This window comes from Streptomyces sp. NPDC023541 (assembly GCF_055559995.1).
Genome location: NZ_JBVHJO010000002.1, coordinates 393850 through 415360 on the forward strand (window position 1 = coordinate 393850; position 21511 = coordinate 415360).

At 70.6% G+C, this 21511-nt stretch carries 22 protein-coding genes; 11 read left to right on the forward strand and 11 right to left on the reverse strand.

Annotated elements, in window-relative coordinates:
* Positions 1-78: 78 nt before the first annotated feature.
* The 4 genes from ACZ3X1_RS05825 to ACZ3X1_RS05840 form a co-directional block, all read right to left on the reverse strand.
* Complete coding sequence (locus ACZ3X1_RS05825) at positions 79-327, reverse strand: acyl carrier protein (protein ID WP_356810356.1); 249 nt, start codon at positions 325-327, stop codon at positions 79-81.
* A gap of 54 nt (positions 328-381) precedes the next feature.
* Positions 382-1386 (reverse strand): ketoacyl-ACP synthase III, encoded by a 1005-nt coding sequence (locus ACZ3X1_RS05830; protein ID WP_356810355.1) that lies wholly within the window; start codon positions 1384-1386, stop codon positions 382-384.
* Between the two features lie 19 nt (positions 1387-1405).
* Positions 1406-2323, reverse strand: coding sequence for an ACP S-malonyltransferase (locus ACZ3X1_RS05835; RefSeq protein WP_467277023.1), 918 nt, complete (start codon positions 2321-2323; stop codon positions 1406-1408).
* A gap of 89 nt (positions 2324-2412) precedes the next feature.
* Positions 2413-3630: a PucR family transcriptional regulator gene (locus ACZ3X1_RS05840; protein ID WP_467277025.1), complete on the reverse strand. Its 1218-nt coding sequence runs from the start codon at positions 3628-3630 to the stop codon at positions 2413-2415.
* A gap of 81 nt (positions 3631-3711) precedes the next feature.
* Between ACZ3X1_RS05840 and ACZ3X1_RS05845 the strand changes: the two genes are divergently transcribed.
* On the forward strand, positions 3712-4368 hold the full coding sequence (locus ACZ3X1_RS05845; protein ID WP_362627563.1) for a pirin family protein: 657 nt from the start codon (positions 3712-3714) through the stop codon (positions 4366-4368).
* 7 nt (positions 4369-4375) lie between these two features.
* On the opposite strand, the gene ACZ3X1_RS05850 is transcribed toward ACZ3X1_RS05845, so the two are convergent.
* Positions 4376-5194 carry a serine hydrolase domain-containing protein gene (locus tag ACZ3X1_RS05850; RefSeq protein ID WP_356810406.1) on the reverse strand — a complete coding sequence of 273 codons (819 nt, stop codon included), beginning with the start codon at positions 5192-5194 and terminating at the stop codon, positions 4376-4378.
* 78 nt (positions 5195-5272) lie between these two features.
* Here ACZ3X1_RS05850 and ACZ3X1_RS05855 point away from each other — a divergent pair, with 78 nt between their 5' ends.
* Both ACZ3X1_RS05855 and ACZ3X1_RS05860 read left to right on the forward strand, forming a co-directional pair.
* Positions 5273-5650, forward strand: a complete 378-nt coding sequence (locus tag ACZ3X1_RS05855; RefSeq protein ID WP_467277028.1) for a MerR family transcriptional regulator — start codon at positions 5273-5275, stop codon at positions 5648-5650.
* A gap of 25 nt (positions 5651-5675) precedes the next feature.
* Entirely contained in the window at positions 5676-6698 is a 1023-nt protein-coding gene (locus tag ACZ3X1_RS05860) for an aldo/keto reductase (RefSeq protein ID WP_356810351.1), read from the forward strand.
* A 153-nt stretch (positions 6699-6851) separates the two neighbouring features.
* Here ACZ3X1_RS05860 and ACZ3X1_RS05865 read toward each other — a convergent pair whose 3' ends face one another.
* From ACZ3X1_RS05865 to ACZ3X1_RS05875, 3 genes are all read right to left on the reverse strand, one after another.
* Positions 6852-7694, reverse strand: a complete 843-nt coding sequence (locus ACZ3X1_RS05865) for a DUF4429 domain-containing protein (RefSeq protein ID WP_467277030.1) — start codon at positions 7692-7694, stop codon at positions 6852-6854.
* Between the two features lie 75 nt (positions 7695-7769).
* A complete protein-coding gene (locus tag ACZ3X1_RS05870) occupies positions 7770-8909 on the reverse strand; it encodes an alpha/beta hydrolase (protein ID WP_467277584.1) in 1140 nt (379 codons plus the stop codon).
* A 237-nt stretch (positions 8910-9146) separates the two neighbouring features.
* On the reverse strand, positions 9147-9803 hold the full coding sequence (locus tag ACZ3X1_RS05875) for a TetR/AcrR family transcriptional regulator (protein ID WP_362627545.1): 657 nt from the start codon (positions 9801-9803) through the stop codon (positions 9147-9149).
* A gap of 380 nt (positions 9804-10183) precedes the next feature.
* Here ACZ3X1_RS05875 and ACZ3X1_RS05880 point away from each other — a divergent pair, with 380 nt between their 5' ends.
* Positions 10184-10579: a peptidase inhibitor family I36 protein gene (locus tag ACZ3X1_RS05880; RefSeq protein ID WP_467277032.1), complete on the forward strand. Its 396-nt coding sequence runs from the start codon at positions 10184-10186 to the stop codon at positions 10577-10579.
* Here the strand turns inward: ACZ3X1_RS05880 and ACZ3X1_RS05885 are convergent.
* Positions 10560-11381 carry a potassium channel family protein gene (locus tag ACZ3X1_RS05885; protein ID WP_467277034.1) on the reverse strand — a complete coding sequence of 274 codons (822 nt, stop codon included), beginning with the start codon at positions 11379-11381 and terminating at the stop codon, positions 10560-10562. The genes ACZ3X1_RS05880 and ACZ3X1_RS05885 overlap by 20 nt on opposite strands.
* A gap of 166 nt (positions 11382-11547) precedes the next feature.
* On the reverse strand, positions 11548-14280 hold the full coding sequence (gene aceE / locus ACZ3X1_RS05890) for a pyruvate dehydrogenase (acetyl-transferring), homodimeric type (protein ID WP_356810346.1): 2733 nt from the start codon (positions 14278-14280) through the stop codon (positions 11548-11550).
* A gap of 461 nt (positions 14281-14741) precedes the next feature.
* On the opposite strand from aceE, the gene ACZ3X1_RS05895 reads away from it, so the two are divergent.
* The 6 genes from ACZ3X1_RS05895 (at position 14742) to ACZ3X1_RS05920 (ending at position 19276) form a co-directional block, all read left to right on the forward strand.
* Positions 14742-15170, forward strand: coding sequence for a DUF3052 domain-containing protein (locus ACZ3X1_RS05895; RefSeq protein ID WP_030819485.1), 429 nt, complete (start codon positions 14742-14744; stop codon positions 15168-15170).
* A gap of 188 nt (positions 15171-15358) precedes the next feature.
* Positions 15359-15817: a peroxiredoxin gene (locus tag ACZ3X1_RS05900; RefSeq protein WP_030819487.1), complete on the forward strand. Its 459-nt coding sequence runs from the start codon at positions 15359-15361 to the stop codon at positions 15815-15817.
* Positions 15818-15956: 139 nt separating this feature from the next.
* Positions 15957-16532, forward strand: a complete 576-nt coding sequence (locus ACZ3X1_RS05905; RefSeq protein WP_030657021.1) for a TerD family protein — start codon at positions 15957-15959, stop codon at positions 16530-16532.
* A gap of 157 nt (positions 16533-16689) precedes the next feature.
* Positions 16690-17265: a TerD family protein gene (locus ACZ3X1_RS05910; protein WP_030657020.1), complete on the forward strand. Its 576-nt coding sequence runs from the start codon at positions 16690-16692 to the stop codon at positions 17263-17265.
* A gap of 34 nt (positions 17266-17299) precedes the next feature.
* A complete protein-coding gene (locus ACZ3X1_RS05915) occupies positions 17300-18412 on the forward strand; it encodes a DUF475 domain-containing protein (protein ID WP_362627699.1) in 1113 nt (370 codons plus the stop codon).
* 123 nt (positions 18413-18535) lie between these two features.
* Positions 18536-19276 (forward strand): TerD family protein, encoded by a 741-nt coding sequence (locus ACZ3X1_RS05920; protein WP_467277040.1) that lies wholly within the window; start codon positions 18536-18538, stop codon positions 19274-19276.
* 73 nt (positions 19277-19349) lie between these two features.
* Here ACZ3X1_RS05920 and ACZ3X1_RS05925 read toward each other — a convergent pair whose 3' ends face one another.
* Entirely contained in the window at positions 19350-20123 is a 774-nt protein-coding gene (locus ACZ3X1_RS05925; protein ID WP_356810343.1) for a TerD family protein, read from the reverse strand.
* 194 nt (positions 20124-20317) lie between these two features.
* Between ACZ3X1_RS05925 and ACZ3X1_RS05930 the strand changes: the two genes are divergently transcribed.
* The gene (locus ACZ3X1_RS05930) at positions 20318-21505 is read left to right on the forward strand and encodes an HpcH/HpaI aldolase/citrate lyase family protein (RefSeq protein WP_356810342.1); all 1188 of its coding nucleotides are present in this window, start codon (positions 20318-20320) and stop codon (positions 21503-21505) included.
* The last annotated feature ends 6 nt before the right edge of the window (positions 21506-21511 follow it).

Consider the following 21511-nt stretch of genomic DNA (forward strand, 5'->3'; position numbering starts at 1 on the left):
GGAATTCTTTCTCCACGTCTCAGGGGGTGCTGAATTGTCACGGCGCCACCGCCGGGTGGCGACAAACGCTCGTCAGGCTCAGGCCTGGTTCTTCAGGATGTAGTCCGCGGCGTCGCCGACCGTCTTGAGGTTCTTGACGTCCTCGTCCGGGATCTTGACGTCGAAGCGCTCTTCGGCGGCGACGACGACCTCGACCATGGACAGGGAGTCGACGTCCAGGTCGTCGGTGAAGGACTTGTCGATCTCGACGTCCTCGACCGGGATGCCCGCGATCTCGTTGACGATCTCGGCGAGGCCCTCGACGATCTCTTCCTGCGTGGCGGCCATGTGGCGCTCCTTCTCTGGTAACTGGGTAGGAAGACCGGGATGTGGATCCCGGCCCTAGGGGAGGGTAACGACCGTGGCGGCGTAGACGAGCCCCGCCCCGAAGCCGATGACGAGCGCGGTGTCGCCGCTCTTCGCCGCTCCGGTCGCCAGGAGCCGCTCCATGGCGAGCGGGATCGAGGCGGCCGACGTGTTGCCGGTGGTTTCCACGTCGCGGGCGACCGTGACGTGCTCCGGCAGCTTCAGAGTCTTCACCATCGAGTCGATGATCCGCATGTTCGCCTGGTGCGGGATGAAGACGTCCAGGTCCGACGCGGTGATCCCGGCGGCGTCGAGCGCCTGCTGGGCCACCTTGGCCATCTCGAAGACGGCCCAGCGGAAGACCGCCTGACCCTCCTGCGTGATGGCCGGGAACTTCTCTCCGGCGTCCTTGCCGAGGTACTCGTCCCACGGCACGGTCTGCTTGATCGTGTCGGACTTGTCGCCCTCCGAACCCCACACCGTGGGGCCGATGGCAGGCTCGTCCGACGGGCCGACGACCACGGCGCCGGCGCCGTCGCCGAACAGGAAGGCCGTCGCGCGGTCCTCCAGGTCCGTGAGGTCCGAGAGCCGTTCCACACCGATGACGAGGACGTACTGCGCGGAACCCTCCACCACCATGCCCTTGGCGAGCGTCAGGCCGTAGCCGAAACCGGCACAGCCCGCGGAGATGTCGAAGGCGGCGGGCTTGACGGCGCCGATCCGGTGCGCGATCTCGGTCGCGACGGCCGGGGTCTGCTTGAAGTGCGAGACCGTGGAGACGATCACCGCACCGATCTGCTCGGGGGCGACACCGGCGTCGGCCAGCGCCTTGCCCGAGGCCTCCACCGACATCGCGGCGACGGTCTCCTGGGGCGAGGCCCAGTGCCGGGTCGCGATGCCGGAGCGGGAGCGGATCCACTCGTCGGACGAGTCGATGGTCTCGAGGATGACCTCGTTGGGCACCACACGGGTCGGGCGGTAACCGCCGACACCGAGGATGCGGGCGTAGGGGGAGCCCTTGGCCGGCTTGATCTTGGACATGCTGTGTGGGCTCCTTCTCTCAGGCCGTCAGTTCGGCGACCAGCGCCGCGGCCTTCTCGAGATCGTCCGGGGTCTTCAGCGCCACGCTCGGTACGCCCTTCAGCGCGCGCTTGGCCAGACCCGTCAGGGTGCCACCGGGAGACAGCTCGATGATCCCCGTGACGCCCAGCTCGGCGAACGTCTCCATGCACAGGTCCCAGCGGACCGGGTTCGCGACCTGGCCGACCAGGCGGGCGACGACGTCGGCGCCCGTGGTGATGACGAGGCCGTCCTTGTTCGAGACGTACTTCAAGGCGGGGTCGGCCGGGGAGAGGGCCTCGGCGGCCTTCGCCAGCTCGGCGACCGCGGGGGCCATGTGGTGCGTGTGGAAGGCGCCCGCGACCTTGAGGGGAACGACCTTCATGGAACCCTCGGGCTTGTCGGCCTGCAGGGCTTCGATCTGCTCCATCGTGCCGGCGGCGACGATCTGGCCCGCGCCGTTGATGTTGGCCGGGGTCAGGCCGAGGTTCTCCAGGTGCGCGACGACGACGGCGGGGTCCCCGCCGAGTACCGCGGCCATGCCCGTCTCGGTGACGGCGGCGGCCTCCGCCATGCCCAGCCCGCGGGTCCGGACGAACGACAGCGCGTCCTCGTCGGGCAGCACGCCGGCGATGGCCGCTGCGGTGATCTCACCGACACTGTGGCCCGCGACGGCGCCGAAGGCCGAGGTGGAACCCAGCGCGGAGGCGGACAGCAGGCCGGCGGCGACCAGCAGGGGCTGGGCGACCGCGGTGTCGCGGATCTCCTCGGCGTCGGCCGTCGTGCCGTAGCGCGCGAGGTCCAGCTTGATGGCGTCCGACCAGGCGGCGACGCGGTCAGCGGCACCGGGGAGGTCGAGCCAGGGAGTCAAGAAGCCGGGCGTCTGAGCGCCTTGGCCGGGAGCGACGAGTACGAGCACCCTCACACTCTCTCTTGTGGATGGTCCCTGCCGCCCGTGGGGACAGGGACCAAGAACCGTCGGGGTAATTGTTGATGTCCCACAAAATCTTAGGACTGGGTATCGCCGTCAGCCAGACGCCCCAGAATCAGGGCGATCCGCAGCGTGAACGCCGACCGGACATCCGACGGCGACCAGCCGGTGACGTCGGTCACACGTCGTAGCCGGTAGCGCACCGTATTGGGGTGCACGAACAGCATCCGAGCAGCCCCTTCGAGGCTGCTCGCCTGCTCCAGATAGACGCTCAACGTCTCCAGCAGTGCCGACCCCGCCTCCTCAAGCGGTCTGTAGATCTCCTCCACCAGCTGTTCCCTGGCAGCCGGATCGGAGGCGATCGCGCGTTCCGGCAGGAGATCATCCGCCAGGACCGGCCGCGGCGCGTCCTGCCACGCCGTACAGGCCTTCAGTCCGGCCGCCGCGGCCTGGGCCGACTTCGTCGCGTTCAGCAGGTCGGGCACCACCGGGCCGGCCACCACCGGGCCCGCCGCGAACGGCCCGATCAGGGACTTGGCCACCCGCATCGGGTTGTCGCTGCCCCCCGCGATGACGACCAGGCGGTCCCCGAGCACACCCGTGAGGACCTGGAGCTTGTGGTGCCGGGCCGCGCGCCGGATCGCCTCGACCGTCAGCTCGCTGTCGCCCTCCGGGGCGGTGCCGAGCACCACGCACACGTGCTCCGGGGAGTTCCAGCCCAGCGCCGCCGCCCTCGACAGCGCGCCCTCGTCGGCCTCGCCGGACAGCACCGCGTTGACGACCAGGGACTCCAGCCGCGCGTCCCACGCCCCGCGCGCCTCGGCGGCCTGCGCGTACACCTGGGCGGTCGCGAAGGCGATCTCCCGCGCGTACACCAGCAGCGCCTCGCGCAGGATCGACTCGTCGCCGGGGGCCGCCACCTCCTCGATCGCGGTCTCCATGACCTCGATCGTGGTGCGGACCATCTCGACGGTCTGACGCAGCGTGATCGCCCGGGTCAGCTCGCGCGGAGCCGTGCCGAAGACGTCGGTGGAGATCGCCTGAGGAGTCTCCGGATGCCGGAACCACTCGGTGAACGCGGCGATACCGGCCTGCGCGACCAGGCCGATCCACGAGCGGTTCTCGGGTGGCATCGCCCGGTACCACGGCAGGGTCTCGTCCATGCGCGCGATCGCGTTGGCGGCGAGCCGGCCGGAGGACTTCTCCAGGCGGCGCAGCGTCGCGGCGTGCGGATGGGCGGGAGCGGGATGCGCGGCGTGTGTGGCGGGCGAATGCTCACGTTCGGGTTGAGGCACGGGACAAGACTGCCTTATCGGGAAGGCTGCGCCGAGTCCGGTCCCGCGCCGGGCCCCGGCCCGGCCGCTACGGTGGCCCTCATGATTGATGTACGCCGCGGCGCCGACCGGTACGAGGGAGGGGACCCGGCGGCCGGGATCACCACCCGCCACGCCTTCTCCTTCGGGTCCTTCTACGACCCGGACAACCTGCGCTTCGGCCCCGTCCTGGCTTGCAACGAGGAGACCCTCGCGGCCGGCGCCGGCTTCGACGAGCACCCGCACAGCCACACCGAGATCGTGACCTGGGTGATCGACGGCGAACTCACCCACCAGGACAGCACCGGCGAGAAGAGCACCGTCCTGCCCGGTGACGTCCAGCGGCTCAGCGCCGGATCCGGGGCACGCCACGTCGAGCGCAACGACGGCGACCGGCCGCTGCGCTTCGTCCAGATGTGGCTCTCGCCGCTCGCCGCGGGCGGCGACCCCTCGTACGAGGTGCTGCGCGGCGTCCCCGACGGCACGCCCTACGAGGTCCCCGCAGCCGGCGCCGCCCTGCACGTACGGCGTCCCGGCGCGGGCGAGCGGGTCGCCGTACCGGCCGCCGAGCGGGTGTACCTGCACGTCGTGCGCGGGGACCTGCGCCTGGACGGCGCGGAGCTGGGACCCGGGGACTCGGCGCGGATCACCGCCGAGAAGGGGCTGGAGATCATCGCCGGGTCCCCGGGGGAGCTGCTGATCTGGGAACTGCCGGCCTAGGGGAAACCTAGAGGGAGCGGAGTTCGGCCAGGACCGCGTCGGTGAACGGCGTCCAGGCCTCGACCGCCCACGGGCCGAAGGGCCGGTCCGTGAGCGCCACGCACGCGGCGCGCGCGTCCGGGTCCACCCACAGGAAGGTGCCGGCCTGCCCGAAGTGGCCGAACGCGCGGGGCGAGGACGTGCTGCCGGTCCAGTGCGGGGACTTGCGGTCGCGGATCTCCAGGCCGAGGCCCCAGTCGTTGGGGGACTGGCTGCCGTACCCCGGCAGGACGCCCTTGAGCCCGGGGTGGACGACGGAGGTCGCCTCGGCGACCGTACGGACGTCGAGCAGCCGGGGCGCCTGCAGTTCCGCGGCGAAGCGCAGCAGGTCGGCCACGGTGGAGACGCCGTCCTTGGCGGGCGAGCCGTCCAGCGTGGTCGACGCCATGCCCAGCGGCTCGAAGACGGCCTGGTGCACGTACTCGGCGAAGGGGATGCCGGTGGCCTTGGCGATGTGGTCGCCGAGCACCTCGAAACCGGCGTTCGAGTACAGCCGGCGCGTGCCGGGCGCGGCCGTCGCGCGGTGCTCGTCGAAGGCCAGGCCGCTGGTGTGCGCCAGCAGGTGACGGACCGTCGACCCCTCCGGTCCGGCCGGCTCGTCCAACTCGATCGCGCCTTCCTCGTGGGCGACGAGGGCGGCGTACGCGGCGAGCGGCTTGGTGACCGACGCCAGCGCGAAGCGGTGGTCGACGGGGCCGTGCGAGCCGGCGAGGCTCCCGTCCGCACGTACGACGGCCGCCGCGGCGGTGTCCACCGGCCAGGTCTCGATGATCCGCAGGCTTTCCATGCCGTTGACGGCCTCCTTGCTGTCCATGCGGCCGAGCCTACTTGCTTGGAGTGCACTCAAGGGTTTTAGCGTGGGGCCATGAGCCAGAGCCTGACGCAGACGCGGTACACGATCAGCGAGGTGGCGGCCCGGACCGGCCTGAGCCAGCACACCCTGCGCTGGTACGAGCGGATCGGGCTGATGCCGCACGTGGACCGCTCCCACTCGGGCCAGCGCCGCTTCACCGACCAGGACCTCGACTGGCTGGGCTTCGTGGGCAAGCTGCGCGCCACGGGGATGTCGGTGGCGGACATGGTCCGGTACGCCGAACTGGTCCGCGAGGGCGAGCACACCCGCGGGGAACGCCGTGAGCTGCTGGAACGGACGCGGCGCGAGGTGCGGGCGCGGATCACGGAGCTGACGGACGCACTGGCCGTACTTGACTACAAGATCGACATGTATGCGGGCACACGATGAAGACGGTTTCGCGGAGGGGACAGCGATGACGGATTACGGCAACACCCTGGACCGGGCCGAGCTCGGCAAGGGCGGCCCGAGGGTCGGCGTCCAGGGTTTGGGCTGCATGGGCATGAGCGAGTTCTACGGCGACACCGACGAGGCAGCCGCCCGGGAGACCCTGGAGGCGGCGCTGGCCGCCGGGGTCACCCTCTTCGACACGGCCGACGTCTACGGCCGCGGCCGCAACGAGGAGTTCCTCGCCCCGTTCGTGGCGGCGCACCGGGATGAGATCACCCTGGCGACGAAGTTCGCCATAGAGCGCACCGACGACCCCGCCCACCGGGGCATCCGCAACGACCGCGCGTACGTCCGCGGTGCCGTCGAGGGCAGTCTGCGCCGGCTCGGCGTGGACGTCATCGACCTGTACTACATGCACCGGCGCGACCCGGCCGTGCCGCTCGCCGAGTCGGTGGGCGCCATGGCGGAGCTGGTGCGGGAGGGCAAGGTGCGCCACCTCGGGCTGAGCGAGGTCACCGGAGCGGAGCTGCGCGAGGCGCACGCCGTGCACCCGATCGCGGCGCTCCAGTCGGAGTGGTCGCTGTTCAGCCGGGACGTGGAGCGCAGCGCGGTGGCCGCGGCGGCGGAACTGGGCGTGGCCTTCGTGCCGTACTCCCCGCTCGGCCGGGGCTTCCTGACCGGGTCCTTCGCGGACGCGTCCGCGGAGCTGTCGGAGAGCGACTTCCGGCGCCACCAGCCGCGCTTCACCGGCGACAACGCAAAGACGAACGCGGCACTGCTGGCCCCGGTCCGGGAGATCGCGCGGGAGCTCGGGGCGAGCCCCGCGCAGATCGCCCTGGCCTGGGTCCAGCAGCGCGCGGCGGTGCACGGGCTGACCGTGGTCCCGATCCCGGGCACCCGCCGGGCGGAGCGGCTGCACGAGAACATCGCGGCGACCCGGATCGCCCTGACGCCCGCGCAGCTGGCCCTGCTGGAGCCGATCGCCGCGCAGGTCGCCGGCGACCGCTACCCGGACATGACCTTCACCTCGGCGGCGCGGGAGGCGTAGAGGCGGGCCGCGTCACGGGTGCCGGGCCCGCAGCACCGCGAAGGCACCCCAGAGGGCGAGGGCGGCCAGGACCAGGCTGGTTCAGACCGTGTGCTGAACGCCGCGTCACATGTCAACGGGCGCCTTTGTCGGGCGGGTTGGGGACCGGGCCGTTTAGCGGGACTCGGCGGTGAAACGGTTCCGCAGGGTGGCGTACTCGCCGTCGGTCAGCAGGCCGGCCGAGTAGAGCTCGCTCAGGTGCCGCAGCCGCTCGTCGCCGGAGCGGCCCCGTGCGGCGGCGACCGGGGTGCGGCTGCGCGTGGCGGCGAGGACGGCCGCGGCGAACGGCAGCGACTCGTGGACCGCCCCGTAGCCGACGCTGAAGACGGCCGTCGCGAGATCGTGGTCCGGGCGGGGGTCGGGCGGGGTCTGCTGGGGTTCCCGCAGCAGCAGGCGCAGGTGACCGCCGGTTCCGCCGGGGGAGCGCCACTCGACGCCGGTGAGCTCGGCCAGCGGGTACTGCTGGTCGCCCGCCTTCCACTTCGTGCCGGTGGCACCGGTGCGTGACCAGTGGAAGCCGACCGACGAGCCGTCGAAGCCCACCCGTGCGTCGTACGCCTTCAGCTGGAGCGGCGGCTGCGGGACGTCGACCAGGAAGCGCGGGGCGGGCTCGGCGGCGTCGGACCCGAGCCGGGAGCGCAGGGCGGCGGCGAACGCGGCGGCCGACGTCGCCCGCTCGCCCGGCAGCACCATCCGGTACGGGTCGCAGGCGTCCTTCAGCTGTCCGGCGGCGGCCTCCATCAGCGGGTCGGCGCCCGGCCGCGGCACGGCGCGCAGGACCACCGTGTCCCGCCTTCCGGCGGTCACGGTCACAGCGGACACCGCTTCCAGGGGGATCCGGCGCGAACCCAGCGCTTGCCACAGTCTTGGCGTTCGCATCCCCCGAGCGAAGCGGATGAGCACCGAGTCCGAGTCGAACTCCCAGACGGCATGGTTTCCGGCCAGTACGTCACCCATGCGCCACATGGTAGAGGGCGCCGCCCCCGCGCGTCCCCCTCGAGGCGGGAGCCGTTTTCCGCGCCTCTACGCGCGTCAGTCCCGCTCTGTCCCGGAAATTCCCTGCCGACACGTGTCGTCGCCGGTCGCGCACACAACGGAAGCGAACGCGCCGGTTCCGATCTTGGCGAAGTTGGCCACCGAGTCCGTACCTGGCGCGAAATAGCCGGTGTGGCTCTTGGCCCTGGCCGAGGACAGCAGCCGCGCGCCGAAGTCCGGGGATACCGGATCGGCGCCGTGGCCCAGCCCGCCGACCTCCAGGTGCGGCACGTCCGCGATCCAGTCGCCCTCGTCCCGCGTCGCCCAGACCCGTGCCGAGGTGCGCAGGCCCGCGACGTTCTCCGCCCGCATGCCGGGGCTGCCCGCCACCACCACGTCCGTCACCCGGTTCGGCAGCTCGTGCGCGGCCACCCCGCACACCACCGACCCGTAGCTGTGGCAGAACAGCGCCACGCTCGAATTCCCGGGGAGGGAGACCGTCAGCGCCTTCAGCCGGACGGCGCCGTCGAAGGCCATCCGGCCCGTGGCGGCGTCCATGCCGACCCCGGTGGGGGCGGTGTAGCCGGCCCAGGCGATGACCGCCGTCCGGCTGTTCGGCGCGGCCGCCCGCTCGGCCGTGTGCAGCGCCTCGGCCATGCCGACCGGGGAGGTCAGCCGGCGCTGGGTGCGCTCGAAGGTGAGGAGGTCGGTGTCCACGCCGGGAACGATCACCGAGACCCGCTCGGCGCCGGCGAGGTCGCCGAAGACCTCGGCCACCCGACCGCCGCCGGTGGGGTCGAACGCGAGGATCTGCCGCCCCGGTTCGGCCAGCGAGGCGAAGCGGTGGGAGCGCCGGGTGGCCTCTGCCCGATCGGCCGGGGTCAGCGCGACGTCGCGACTGCGGGCCTCCTCCACCGGGCGGGCCTTCTCCAGGCCGTGTTGGTTGGCCCGGTAGCGGGTGGCGATCGGCGCCCCGTCGAGGTTGCCCACGACGAGCGGGTAGCCGTCGGCGAGTCGGGCCCGCTGCGCGCCGTCGAGGCCGGCGAAGAAACGCGCCACCGTCCGCACGGGGGCGTCCGCCGGCGGCACCGGACGGCCGTCCAAGCGGGCCTTGGACCAGGCGTCGAGGGCCGCGGCCCGCAGCGGCGGGCCACCCTTCGGCCGGTGCACGGCCGTCCAGCCCGTGGTCGCCAGCATGATGAAGACGACCGCCAGCGCGAGCAGGGCGCGCAGGGCGGCCGGGCGCGGGTCGGCGCCTGGAACGGTGGTGTGGGCGAGGCCGGGCAGATTCACTGGGATCAGCGTAGGAGACCGATTCCGGGCGTGGCGCGCCGGGTGACGGGGTTCACGCCCGACCGTGGGACCCCGGGCGGGGCGAACGGGCGGCCGCCGGGGCCTGGGTGAAAGATCCGGAATGCGCGTTTCGGGAGTGGCTCAGTGCCAGCGCCCCGCCAGAGCTGGGCCGATGCCGTCGAGGTAAGTGTCCGTCAGCCGGCGGATCGCCTCCACGCTGGTGTCGTCGCCCCGTCCCCAGAGCCGCCCCGTGACCCTCATCACGCCGAAGAACGCGGCGACCGCCACCCGGGGCCGCGGGTCGGCGTCCACGTCCAGGCCCTCGCGGGCGGCGATCAGCCGGGAGATCCGCTCCTCCAGGCACGTGGAACGCCGCAGGTGTACGGCGAGCAGGGCCGGCGTGGACTCGATCAGACGGTAGCTGCGCATGTAGAGGTCGACCGGGACCACCTCGCGCAGGGCGTCGTCGACGGTGTCCCACACCGCGAGCACGGCGCCCCGCATCGCTTCCAGGGGCCCCTCGGCCGCCGGCCGGGCCTGCAGTTCGGCGACGAAATGCGATTCCACCAGGTCCTGGACGGCGAAGACGACCTCTTCCTTGTTGGCGAAGTAGCGGAAGAAGGTGCGCTGGGACACCGCCACGGCCGCCGTGATCTCGTCGACGGTGGTGCGCTCGTACCCCTGGGAGACGAAGAGCGCGAGCGAGGCGCGCAGCAGCGCGCTCCGCGTGCGCAGCTTCTTGCGTTCGCGCAGTCCGCCCACCGGCGCCGCCGGCGCCGTCCGCTTGTCGATCGTCACCGCGGGGCTCCTTCCTGACGCCGGGTGGGCGGTCAGATTACCCGTGCCCGATGGCGCCGCGGCCGATCCGTTGAGCCGTTTTGCGAACGGCCGGCAGGCACGGCCGCACGCGAACGGCGGGTCGCGCATGACACGTTCGGGTCGGCCACGGGGAGCGCCCGCAGCTCCACGGGGGCGGGCGCGGGCTTCCGAGCAGGCCCCGGACGGGTCAACTCCGCACGGGGCGAAAGGCCCGCCGGACGGTTCCACCGGGACTGTCGCCTATCAGGGTGGACCCTCCCCGGGCCCCTTCCCCTCAACCGTCACCGCAGGTCAGCGTGGTGTCGGCGGAGCACCGGAAGCGGTCCGGGCGCCCGCCGTCCACAAGGAGTTGACCCGTCATGCGTACGTGTGGAACCATGCGCGTCACCACCACCCTCGCCGCGACCGCCCTGGCCCTCACCGCCCTCATCCCGAGCACCGCCGGCACGGCGCACGCCGCGGGCCCGCCGGGCCTCGGGGCCTGCGCGAGCGGACAGCTGTGCCTGTGGGCGAAACCGGACTTCAAGGGCACCCGGCAGACCCACGAGCTGAGCACCCTGGACATCAACAGCTGCACCGCCCTGCCCGCCGGCACCAGCGCCCAGTCGCTGGTCAACCGCACCGGGCGCCCGGTCACCACGTACCAGTCGGCGGAATGCGCGGAGACCGGCGAGTTCCAGACCTATCCGGGCGACGGGGTCTGGCTGCCCCAGTCCCCTTACCAGGTACGGGCCTTCAAGGTGTGGGAGAGGTAGCCCCACGCTGCGCGGCGAGGTCGCCCGGCCCGGCAGTGGTCACCTGGGCGATGGCTGCCGGGGCGGTGGCCGTTTCCGCGGCGCCGCCCAGGCGGGCGACCTCGCCGCGCAGCGCCCGTACCTCCGCCTGGAGCTCCCGGATCGCGGCGAGCTGGAGCCGCTCCGCCTGGTCGTCGCGTTCGAAGCGGGAGATGAACCACGCGGCGATGTTGGCGGTCACCACACCGAGCAGCGCGATCCCGGACAGCATCAGCCCGACCGCCAGGACACGGCCGAGGCCGGTGGTGGGCGAGTGGTCGCCGTAGCCGACCGTCGTCATCGTGGTGAAGGACCACCACACGGCGTCGCCCAGGTTCTTGATGTTCCCCTCGGGGGCGTCCCGCTCCACGCTCAGCACGGCCAGCGAGCCGAACATCAGCAGTCCGACGACCGCCCCGGCCACGTACGTCGTCAACTGGATCTGCGGGGCCATCCGGGCCCGCCGGCCCACCAGCATCAAAGTGGCGACGAGCCGCAGCAGCCGCAGCGGCTGCACCAGCGGCAGCACCACGGCCGCCAGGTCCAGCCAGTGGGTCCGCACGAACCGCCGCCGGTCCGCCGAGAGGGCCAGCCGCACCAGGTAGTCGACGGCGAAGGCGCCCCACACCACCCACTCCACGGAGGTGCAGGCGCCGTGCACCCGCGCGCTCGCGTCCGGAGCGACGATGGGCACGGCGTACGCCACTGCGAAGGCCACGGCGAGGACGAGCAGCGGGGTCTGGGTCCGCCGCTCCCACAGCAGCTGGCGGGATGGTTCCTTCATGCGCAGCATCGTAAGCAACGCATAAAAGGGCGCGGGCCCCGGCCGGAGCCGGGACCTGCGCCCAAGACCGCCCACGCGGCGTCCAGCCGTCGGCAGCGGGCGGGCGGGGTGAGGCCCGGGCTCGACCGGCCCGCGCCCCACCCCGTCCGTCGGGCCCCGGCAGGGGTCAGGCGTCGCCGCCGGCCGCGCCCGGGTCCGCCGCCGCCACGTCCAGCAGCCGGTACTTGTCGACGGCCTGCTTCAGCGCCGAGCGGTCCACCTTCCCCGCCTTGGCCAGCTCGGTCAGCGTCGCAAGCACCACCGACTGGGCGTCGATGTGGAAGAAGCGCCGGGCCGCACCGCGCGTGTCCGCGAAGCCGAAGCCGTCCGCGCCCAGCGAGGTGTACGCGCCGGGCACCCACCGCGAGATCTGGTCCGGAACGGAGCGCATCCAGTCCGAGACCGCCACGAACGGCCCCTCCGCACCCGACAGCTTCCGCGTCACGTACGGGACCTGCTGCTCCTCCTCAGGGTGGAGCAGGTTGTGCTCCTCCACCTCGACGGCCTCGCGCCGCAGCTCGTTCCACGAGGTCGCCGACCAGACGTCCGCCCTGACGTTCCACTCCTCGGCGAGGATCCGCTGCGCCTCCAGCGCCCACGGCACGGCCACACCGGACGCCATCAGCTGGGCCGGGATGGAGCCCGACGCGCCCTGGGAGACCCGGTGGATGCCCTTGAGGATGCCGTCCACGTCGACGTCCGCCGGCTCCGCCGGGTGCTGGATCGGCTCGTTGTAGACGGTCAGGTAGTAGAAGACGTCCTCGGCCTCGGGACCGTACATCCGGCGCAGGCCGTCCTGGACGATGTGCGCGATCTCGTACCCGTAGGCCGGGTCGTAGGCCACACAGCCCGGGTTCGTCGAGGCCAGCAGCTGGGAGTGACCGTCCGCGTGCTGCAGGCCCTCACCCGTGAGGGTGGTCCGTCCCGCGGTGGCACCCAGTACGAAACCGCGCGCCAGCTGGTCGGCCATCTGCCAGAACTGGTCACCGGTGCGCTGGAAACCGAACATCGAGTAGAAGACGTAGACCGGGATCAGCGGCTCGCCGTGCGTCGCGTACGCCGAGCCCGCGGCGATCAGCGAGGCCGTGCAGCCCGCCTCGGAGATGCCGTCGTGCAGCATCTGGCCTGTCGGGGACTCCTTGTACGCGAGCAGCAGGTCGCGGTCGACCGCCTCGTACTGCTGCCCCAGCGGGTTGTAGATCTTGGCGCTCGGGAAGAAGGCGTCCATACCGAAGGTCCGGTACTCGTCGGGCGCGATCAGCACGAAGCGCTTGCCGATCTCCTTGTCCCGCATCAGGTCCTTCAGGATGCGGACGAAGGCCATCGTGGTGGCGATCGACTGGTGGCCCGAGCCCTTCTTCGCGGCCGCGTAGGTCTTCTCGTCCGGCAGCTGCAGCGGCTTGGCGCGCACCACGCGGGTCGGGACGTAGCCGCCGTGCGCACTGCGCTGGTCGTGCATGTACTGGATCTCGGGCGAATTGCGGCCCGGGTGGTAGTACGGCGGCGCGCCGCTCTCCAGCTGCGCGTCCGTGATCGGGATGTGCAGGCGGTCACGGAAGCGCTTGAGGTCGTCGACCGTCAGCTTCTTCATCTGGTGCGTGGCGTTGCGGCCCTCGAAGTTCGGGCCGAGCGTCCAGCCCTTCACCGTCTGCGCCAGGATCACCGTCGGCTGGCCCTTGTGCGCCTTGGCCGCCGCGTACGCCGCGTACACCTTCTTGTGGTCGTGACCGCCGCGGCCCAGGTGCTGGATCTGGTAGTCGGTCATGTTCTCGACCATCGCGCGAAGCCGCTGGTCACCGCCGAAGAAGTGCTCACGGATGTACGCGCCCGACTCGGTGGCGTAGGTCTGGAACTGCCCGTCGGGCGTGGAGTTCATCTTGTTGACCAGGATCCCGTCGCGGTCCTGCGCCAGCAGCGGGTCCCAGGAGCGGTCCCAGATCAGCTTGATCACGTTCCAGCCGGCGCCCCGGAACTGCGACTCCAGCTCCTGGATGATCTTGCCGTTGCCGCGCACCGGGCCGTCGAGGCGCTGCAGGTTGCAGTTCACGACGAAGGTCAGGTTGTCCAGACCCTCGCGGGCGGCGATCGACAGCTGCCCGAGCGACTCAGGCTCGTCCATCTCGCCGTCGCCCAGATACGCCCAAACGTGGGACTTGGAGGTGTCCGCGATCCCGCGCGCCTCCATGTACCGGTTCATCCGCGCCTGGTAGATCGCCCCGAGCGGGCCGAGGCCCATCGAGACGGTCGGGAACTCCCAGAAGTCCGGCATCAGCCGCGGGTGCGGGTAGCTGGAGAGGCCGTACGGGGCCTTCGACTTCTCCTGGCGGAACGCGTCGAGCTGCTGCTCGGTGAGCCGGTCCAGGAGGTAGGCGCGGGCGTAGATACCGGGGGAGGCGTGGCCCTGGAAGAAGATCTGGTCGCCGCCGTCGCCCTCGTCCTTGCCCCGGAAGAAGTGGTTGAAGCCCACGTCGTAGAGGGATGCGGACGAGGCGAACGTGGCGATGTGGCCGCCGACGCCGATCCCGGGACGCTGGGCGCGCGAGACCATGACGGCCGCGTTCCACCGGGTGGCGTTGAGGACCTTGCGCTCGATCTCCTCGTTGCCGGGGAAGAACGGCTCGTCCTTGGTTGCGATCGTGTTGACGTAGTCCGTGCTGCGCATCTCGGGCACGGCCACGCGCTTCTCGCGCGCCCGCTCGATCAGGCGCAGCATGAGGTAGCGGGCCCGCTCACGGCCCCGCTCGTCGACCGCTGCGTCCAGGGAGTCGAGCCACTCCTGCGTCTCCTCCGGATCGAAGTCCGGGACCTGACTCGGCAGGCCGCCAATGATGATCGGATTGCGATCGGATGCGGAAGCCACGCTGTTCCTTCGCTGTCGGGGGAGTCGTGCCTTGTGTTCGCCGCCTCCCATGGTCTTACGCTCGGCCGTAATCGTCATCCGTACCACTGGGTAATCCCTGCGATCGGCGGGGACACCCGGCAGGTGCGGCCGGGTCCGGTTCCGCGGTGCGGGGTGGCGGGTGCGACCAAATCGCAACCTTACGCCCAAGCCGGTCAGCGGCCCCGGGAGGCCGTTCGTCCCTCAAACAGGTAGGAAAGTCCTCATGCGATGCGAATGAGCTGGAATGGTGTGGGATGAATCACCAGAGGTGCACACGGGCACCCTGAAAGTTGCGGCGAGACGGCCGCAATCGTCACCGTTTCGACGGTCTCGGCGGCCGGGTACTTGCGCGATCCGCCGCGCCCGTGTGGACTACGCCCAATGCTGCGCGTACGCGCGCCGCCGAAGAACATTCACCGAACATGAGCAGGAGGCACCCCGTGAGCGCGACCGCGGACCACGCGGAGAGCCTGGCCGCCCGGCTGGGTTTCCAGTCCGAACAGGTGGTCCAGGAGATCGGCTACGACGACGACGTCGATCAGGAATTCCGTGACCTCGTCGAGGAGCACGTCGGCGAACTCGTCGATGAGGACTACGACGACGTCGCCGACGCGGTGCTGCTGTGGTTCCGCGAGGACGACGGCGATCTGACGGACGCGCTGGTCGATGCCACCGAGCTGGTCGAGGACGGCGCACTGATCCTGCTGCTGACCCCCAAGACGGGCCGTGACGGCTACGTCGAGGCCAGCGACATCAGCGAGGCGGCCGAGACGGCCGGTCTCTCGCAGACCAGGAGCGTCAGCGTCGGCAAGGAATGGGCCGCCACCAAGCTGGTGACGCCCAAGACCGCCGCCAAGTCCAAGCGCTGAGCCGCGCCCGCTGCCGAGCGGACACGCTTCCACACCCCGTCGACCAGGTAGAGCCCGGTCGGCGGGGTGTGCGCGTTTCACGGCCCGGGCACGCCGGGACGGATCCGGGGGCCGGGCAGAACACCCCATAGGCTTTGACTCACCCGAACAGCCCAACGCAGGGATGCGGGAACGAAGGGATGCGAGAGATGGCCATCGAGGTCGGCGACAAGGCCCCGGACTTCGAGCTCAAGGACAACCACGGCGCCACCGTGCGGCTCTCCGACTTCCGGGGGGAGAAGGCCGTGGTGCTGCTCTTCTACCCGTTCGCCTTCACCGGTGTGTGCACCGGTGAGCTGTGCGAACTGCGCGACCAGCTCCCGCGCTTCCAGAACGACGACGTCCAGCTCCTCGCCGTCTCCAACGACTCCGTGCCGACCCTGCGGGTCTTCGGGGAGCAGGAGGGCCTGGAGTACCCGCTGCTGTCGGACTTCTGGCCGCACGGCGAGACCTCCCGCGCGTACGGCGTCTTCGACGAGGACAAGGGCTGCGCGGTCCGCGGCACCTTCATCATCGACAAGGACGGCGTGGTGCGCTGGACCGTCGTCAACGGACTGCCGGACGCGCGTGACCTGAACGAGTACATCAAGGCGCTCGACAGCCTCTGAGCGCCTCTGCGCGGGCCGTTACGCGCAGTTCCCTGCGAAAACCGCTTACAGGCGGGAACCCGTCACTAGGATCGAAACGTTGATCCGGTAGCAACCGCACGACGGGGCACCGCCCCACACAGAACCCAATGGAGGACCCGTGGGAGTCAGCCTCAGCAAGGGCGGCAACGTCTCGCTGACCAAGGCCGCGCCTAACCTGACGGCGGTCATCGTCGGTCTGGGCTGGGACGCTCGCACCACCACCGGTGTCGACTTCGACCTCGATGCCAGCGCGATCCTGACCAACGACCAGGGCAAGGTCGCCAGCGACGCGAACTTCGTCTTCTTCAACAACCTGAAGAGCCCCGACGGCTCGGTCGAGCACACCGGTGACAACACCACCGGTGAGGGCGAGGGCGACGACGAAGCGATCAAGGTCAACCTCGCCGGCGTCCCGGGCGACGTCGCCAAGATCGTCTTCCCGGTCTCGATCTACGAGGCCGAGACCCGCCAGCAGAGCTTCGGCCAGGTCCGCAACGCCTACATCCGCGTGGTGAACCAGGCCGACAACACCGAGCTCGCCCGCTACGACCTCTCCGAGGACGCGTCGACCGAGACCGCCATGGTCTTCGGCGAGCTCTACCGCAACGGTGCGGAGTGGAAGTTCCGTGCCATCGGCCAGGGCTACGCCTCGGGCCTGCGCGGTATCGCGCAGGACTTCGGCGTCAACGTCTGAGTCTGAGAGCAGCATCCGTCCGGCGCCGTGCACTGTGTGTACGGCGCCGGACCTGCTTCGTACGCTCCGGCACCCCACCGCTTGACCATTCCACCGTTCCACCGCTCGACCGCTCGACCGTCACATCGCCACACCGTCGTCCGGGGAGGACCACAACATGGGCGTCACACTCGCCAAGGGGGGCAATGTCTCCCTGTCCAAGGCCGCACCGAACCTCACCAGGGTTCTGATCGGTCTCGGATGGGACGCGCGCTCGACCACGGGAGCCGACTTCGACCTCGACGCCAGCGCGCTGCTCTGCAACGGCGGCCGGGTGCTGGGGGACGACTACTTCGTCTTCTACAACAACCTGACGAGCCCCGACGGCTCCGTCGAACACACGGGGGACAACCTCACCGGCGAGGGCGACGGCGACGACGAGTCGATCATCATCGACCTCACCCGGGTGCCGGCGAATGTGGACAAGATCGTCTTTCCGGTCTCCATCCACGAGGCGGACACCCGCCGACAGAGCTTCGGCCAGGTCAGCAACGCCTTCATCCGCGTCGTCAACCAGGCCGACGGCCAGGAACTGGCCCGCTACGACCTCTCCGAGGACGCTTCCAGCGAGACCGCGATGATCTTCGGCGAGGTCTACCGGTACGGGGGCGAATGGAAGTTCAGGGCGGTGGGGCAGGGGTACGCGTCAGGGCTCCGGGGCATCGCTCTAGACTTCGGGGTCAACGTTTCGTAAAGCCGTACACAGACGCATGGGGTGCCAGGTGCCAGTGGTTCTGAAAACCTTCGGCTGGTCGTTCGCCATCACGGCGCTCGGCCTTGCCTTTGCCGCGTGGCAGTGGGGGTGGGAGGCGTTCGGGGTCGTGCTGATCCTGTCGGTCCTCGAAATCTCGCTGTCGTTCGACAACGCGGTCGTCAATGCCGGAATCCTGAAGAAGATGAATGCCTTCTGGCAGAAGATCTTCCTGACCGTCGGCATCCTGATCGCCGTCTTCGGAATGCGGCTGGTCTTCCCGGTGGCGATCGTCGCCATCAGTGCGAAGGTCGGCCCCATTGAAGCCATCGAACTGGCCCTGGACCAGCCCGAGCAGTACGAGGCCCTGGTCACCGACGCCCACCCGGCCATCGCCGCCTTCGGTGGAATGTTCCTGCTGATGATCTTCCTCGACTTCATCTTCGAGGAGCGTGACCACAAGTGGCTCACGTGGCTGGAGCGCCCGCTCGCCAAGCTCGGCAAGGTCGACATGCTGTCGGTCTGCATCGCCCTGATCGCGCTGCTGGTCTCTGCCATGACCTTCGCGCTCAACGCCCACACCAGCACCGGACACCAGGACAAGTCCGCCACCGTGCTGCTCGCCGGCGTCGCCGGCCTGATCACCTACCTCGTCGTCGGCGGTCTGTCCTCGTACTTCGAGGACAAGCTGGAGGAGGAAGAGGAGCGCGAGCACGAGGAGGAGGAGAAGGCCAAGGCCGCGGGCAAGCCCGTCTCCGCCGTCGGCCTCGCCGGCAAGGCCGCGTTCTTCCTCTTCCTCTACCTGGAAGTCCTCGACGCCTCCTTCTCCTTCGACGGGGTCATCGGCGCCTTCGCCATCACCAACCACATCTTCTGGATGGCGCTCGGCCTCGGTATCGGAGCGATGTACGTCCGTTCGCTCACCGTCTACCTGGTCCGTCAGGGCACCCTGGACGACTACGTCTACCTGGAGCACGGCGCGCACTACGCGATCGGCGCGCTCGCGGTCATCCTGCTGGTCACCATCCAGCACGAGATCAGCGAGATCATCACCGGCCTCATCGGCGTGGTGCTGATCGCCGCCTCCTTCTGGTCCTCGGTGCGCCGCAACAAGCGCCTGGAACTGGAGGGTTCCACCGCCGAGGCATGACCGCGGCGTTAATGCGGAACGCTCCAATGCGGGGCGGTCCACCGGGTTCACGGACCCGGCGGGCCGCCCCGTTTCCGTAGGCTTCGCGGGGACCAGGGGACCAGGGGATCAGGGGGGTAGGGGATGGGCTTCTTCGACGGCATCATGGGCAGCCGTGCCGTGCAGTTCCAGTCGGGCAGTGCCTCGTCGAACGCGATCGAGCTGACCAAACGCCAATCGACGGTGTCGCTCACCAGGCAGGGCGCCGTCCACGGCAACCTGCGCGTCAATCTGTCCTGGCGCATGCGCACCTCGGACATCGGCGGCCGCTCGGGCCAGAGCGGCCAGCTCTTGCGCCACCCGTTCAAGCTGTTCAAGCCGGACATGGTGCAGGCGCACACGCAGGGCATGGTCAACGTCGACCTCGACATGGGCTGCCTGTACGAGCTGACCGACGGCACCCGCGGCGCCGTCCAGCCGCTGGGCAATCTGCTGGGCGACCTCAACGACCCGCCGTTCGTCAAGCTCAGCGGTGACGACCGGTTCGGATCGGGCTCGGGGGAGACCCTCTACATCAACCTCGACCACGCCGACGAGATCAAGCGGCTGCTGGTCTTCGTCTACATCTACGACCAGACCCCGGCCTTCGACCGGACGCACGCCATGGTGACGCTCTACCCCGTGACGGGCCCGCGGATCGAGATCCCGCTGGACGAGCGGCACCCGCAGGCCCGCTCCTGCGCCGTCGTCTCCCTGGAGAAGTCCAAGGGCGAGCTCGTCGTCAGGCGCGAGGTGAAGTTCGTGTACGGGTTCCAGTCCGAACTGGACCGGCTGTACGGCTGGGGGCTCCAGTGGGGGCGGGGCTACAAGAGCACCAAGAGGTGACCGCAGGAGCCCCCGGAACGCTTGCGCGCCCGGTCCCGCGCCCGGGGCACGTGCCCGTGCCCCGCCCGCGTCCTCAACGCCGGATGAACTGGGGTCCCTGCACCGGCAGCCGGAAGGACGGGTCGCCGCCCGGACCGGGCACCGGAGCCGGGGACACCGGCTGCGGGTACCCGTAGGCGGGCTGGGCGGCCGGCGGAGCCTGCGTCGGCGGGGCCATCGCGGTGGTCTGCTCCGAGGCCGGCCCCCCCGAGGAGGCAGCGGGGCCGGAGGCGGCGCCCGTGCCCGCGTCGGGCTCGGCGGCGTTCTCGTCGACCGAGATCCCGTGGTCGGTCGCCAGGCCCACCAGGCCGTCGGAGTAGCCCTCGCCGAGCGCCCGGAACTTCCATCCGTCGCCCCGGCGGTACAGCTCGCCGCAGATCAGCGCCGTCTCCGCACCGGTTTCCGGCCGTACGTCGAAGTAGGCCAGCGGCTCGGCGCCACCGGTCGCGGTGGCGTCGTACAGGAGGATCCGCAGGTCGCGGACCCGCTGGAAGGGGACGTCCTCGGCGGAGGCGACCACCAGGATCCGGTCCACGGCCGGGGTGACCGCCCGCAGGTCCGCCTGGACGGCGTCGGTGATCGCGTCGCCGACCTGCTTCTTGCCGAGGCGCCACACGGCGCCCGAGGGGTGCCGGGGCTGGTTGTAGAAGACGAAGTCCTCGTCCGAACGCACCCGGCCGTCCGGGCCCACGAGCAGCGCCGAGGCGTCCACGTCCGGCACCTCGGGACCGCCGGTCCAGCGCAGCACCGCCCGGACCGCCACGGGGGCCACCGGGATGTTCGAGCCCTTCTGCATCGCGTGCGTCATGCACGTCATCCTGCCCTCCCGGGGTGGAGCGGGACAATGCGGCCCCCCGTAGGGCCTTGTACCGATCGCGAGAGCTGGGCATGGTGCAAGAGGGTTACCTGAACTTCATGTGCTTGAGGAACTCTTGACTCACGTTCGTACGTACTATTACCGGCCATGCCAGTTGGGCCGCCGAGGCAGTACGGGGGAAGCACATGCGTCACTTTGGGCACGTATCGCCCACGATCCGTAAGGACCTCTTCCACCAGGAACCGGCGGAATTCACCGGGGCCTCGCCCGCCCGCGTCCTCGCGGCGGCTCTCGGGGCCACCCTCTACAGCCCGGCCACCCGCCCCGCGCTGGCCGCGGACATCCGCAAGCAGGCCGGCCGCGGAGTCGTCTCCATGGTCCTCTGCCTGGAGGATTCCATCAGCGACTCCGACGTCGTCGGAGCCGAGGAGAACCTCGTCCGCCAGTTCGCCGACCTCGACGGCGACAGCGCCGGCGGTGCGGCGGACGGTGCGGGGCTCCCGATGCTCTTCATCCGCGTCCGCACGCCCGAGCAGATCCCGGACCTGGCGCGCCGCCTCGGCCGCTCGGTGCGACACCTGGCCGGATTCGTACTCCCGAAGTTCGACGAGCGACGCGGCATCCCCTTCCTCGAAGCCGTCGCCGACGCGGAAGCCGCGAGCGGCCGGGCCCGGCTGTATGCCATGCCCGTCCTGGAGACGCCGGAGCTCCTCCATCTCGAAACCCGCGTCGAAGCCCTCGCCGGCATCTCCCGCACGGTCAACAGCCACCGCGAGCGCGTCCTGGCGCTGCGCCTCGGCGTGACCGACTTCTGCTCCGCCTACGGGCTGCGCCGCACCCCCGACATGACCGCCTACGACGTGAAGATCGTGGCCGGCGTCATCGCGGACGTCGTCAACGTCCTCAGCAGGGCCGACGGCACCGGCTTCACCGTGACCGGCCCCGTCTGGGAGTACTTCCGCAGCCAGCAGCGCCTCTTCAAGCCCCAGCTGCGCCGCAGCCCCTTCCTGGAGGAGGGCGTCGAGGAGCTGCGCACCGCGCTGATCGAGCACGACCTGGACGGACTGCTGCGCGAGATCGAGCTCGACCGGGCCAACGGGCTGCTCGGCAAGACCTGCATCCACCCCGCCCACGTCACGCCCGTGCATGCCCTGTCGGTGGTCTCCCACGAGGAGTTCTGCGACGCTCAGGACATCCTGCGGCCCGAGCGCGGCGGCGGCGGAGTGATGCGTTCCGCTTATACGAACAAAATGAACGAGGTGAAGCCCCACCGGGCCTGGGCCGAGCGCACCATGCTGCGCGCCGAGGTCTTCGGTGTGGCGAAGGAGCAGGTCGGCTTCGTCGACCTGCTCACGGCCGGGCTCCAGGTGTGAGGGGGC

Coding starts and splice junctions, on each gene's coding strand:
- ACZ3X1_RS05825 (WP_356810356.1), bottom strand. CDS start 327: ATGGCCGCCACGCAGGAAGAGATCGTCGAGGGCCTCGCCGAGATCGTC.
- ACZ3X1_RS05830 (WP_356810355.1), bottom strand. CDS start 1,386: ATGTCCAAGATCAAGCCGGCCAAGGGCTCCCCCTACGCCCGCATCCTC.
- ACZ3X1_RS05845 (WP_362627563.1), top strand. CDS start 3,712: ATGATTGATGTACGCCGCGGCGCCGACCGGTACGAGGGAGGGGACCCG.
- ACZ3X1_RS05850 (WP_356810406.1), bottom strand. CDS start 5,194: ATGGAAAGCCTGCGGATCATCGAGACCTGGCCGGTGGACACCGCCGCG.
- ACZ3X1_RS05855 (WP_467277028.1), top strand. CDS start 5,273: ATGAGCCAGAGCCTGACGCAGACGCGGTACACGATCAGCGAGGTGGCG.
- ACZ3X1_RS05860 (WP_356810351.1), top strand. CDS start 5,676: ATGACGGATTACGGCAACACCCTGGACCGGGCCGAGCTCGGCAAGGGC.
- ACZ3X1_RS05865 (WP_467277030.1), bottom strand. CDS start 7,694: ATGGGTGACGTACTGGCCGGAAACCATGCCGTCTGGGAGTTCGACTCG.
- ACZ3X1_RS05870 (WP_467277584.1), bottom strand. CDS start 8,909: ATGCTGGCGACCACGGGCTGGACGGCCGTGCACCGGCCGAAGGGTGGC.
- ACZ3X1_RS05880 (WP_467277032.1), top strand. CDS start 10,184: ATGCGTACGTGTGGAACCATGCGCGTCACCACCACCCTCGCCGCGACC.
- ACZ3X1_RS05885 (WP_467277034.1), bottom strand. CDS start 11,381: ATGAAGGAACCATCCCGCCAGCTGCTGTGGGAGCGGCGGACCCAGACC.
- ACZ3X1_RS05900 (WP_030819487.1), top strand. CDS start 15,359: ATGGCCATCGAGGTCGGCGACAAGGCCCCGGACTTCGAGCTCAAGGAC.
- ACZ3X1_RS05910 (WP_030657020.1), top strand. CDS start 16,690: ATGGGCGTCACACTCGCCAAGGGGGGCAATGTCTCCCTGTCCAAGGCC.
- ACZ3X1_RS05920 (WP_467277040.1), top strand. CDS start 18,536: ATGGGCTTCTTCGACGGCATCATGGGCAGCCGTGCCGTGCAGTTCCAG.
- ACZ3X1_RS05925 (WP_356810343.1), bottom strand. CDS start 20,123: ATGACGCACGCGATGCAGAAGGGCTCGAACATCCCGGTGGCCCCCGTG.
- ACZ3X1_RS05930 (WP_356810342.1), top strand. CDS start 20,318: ATGCGTCACTTTGGGCACGTATCGCCCACGATCCGTAAGGACCTCTTC.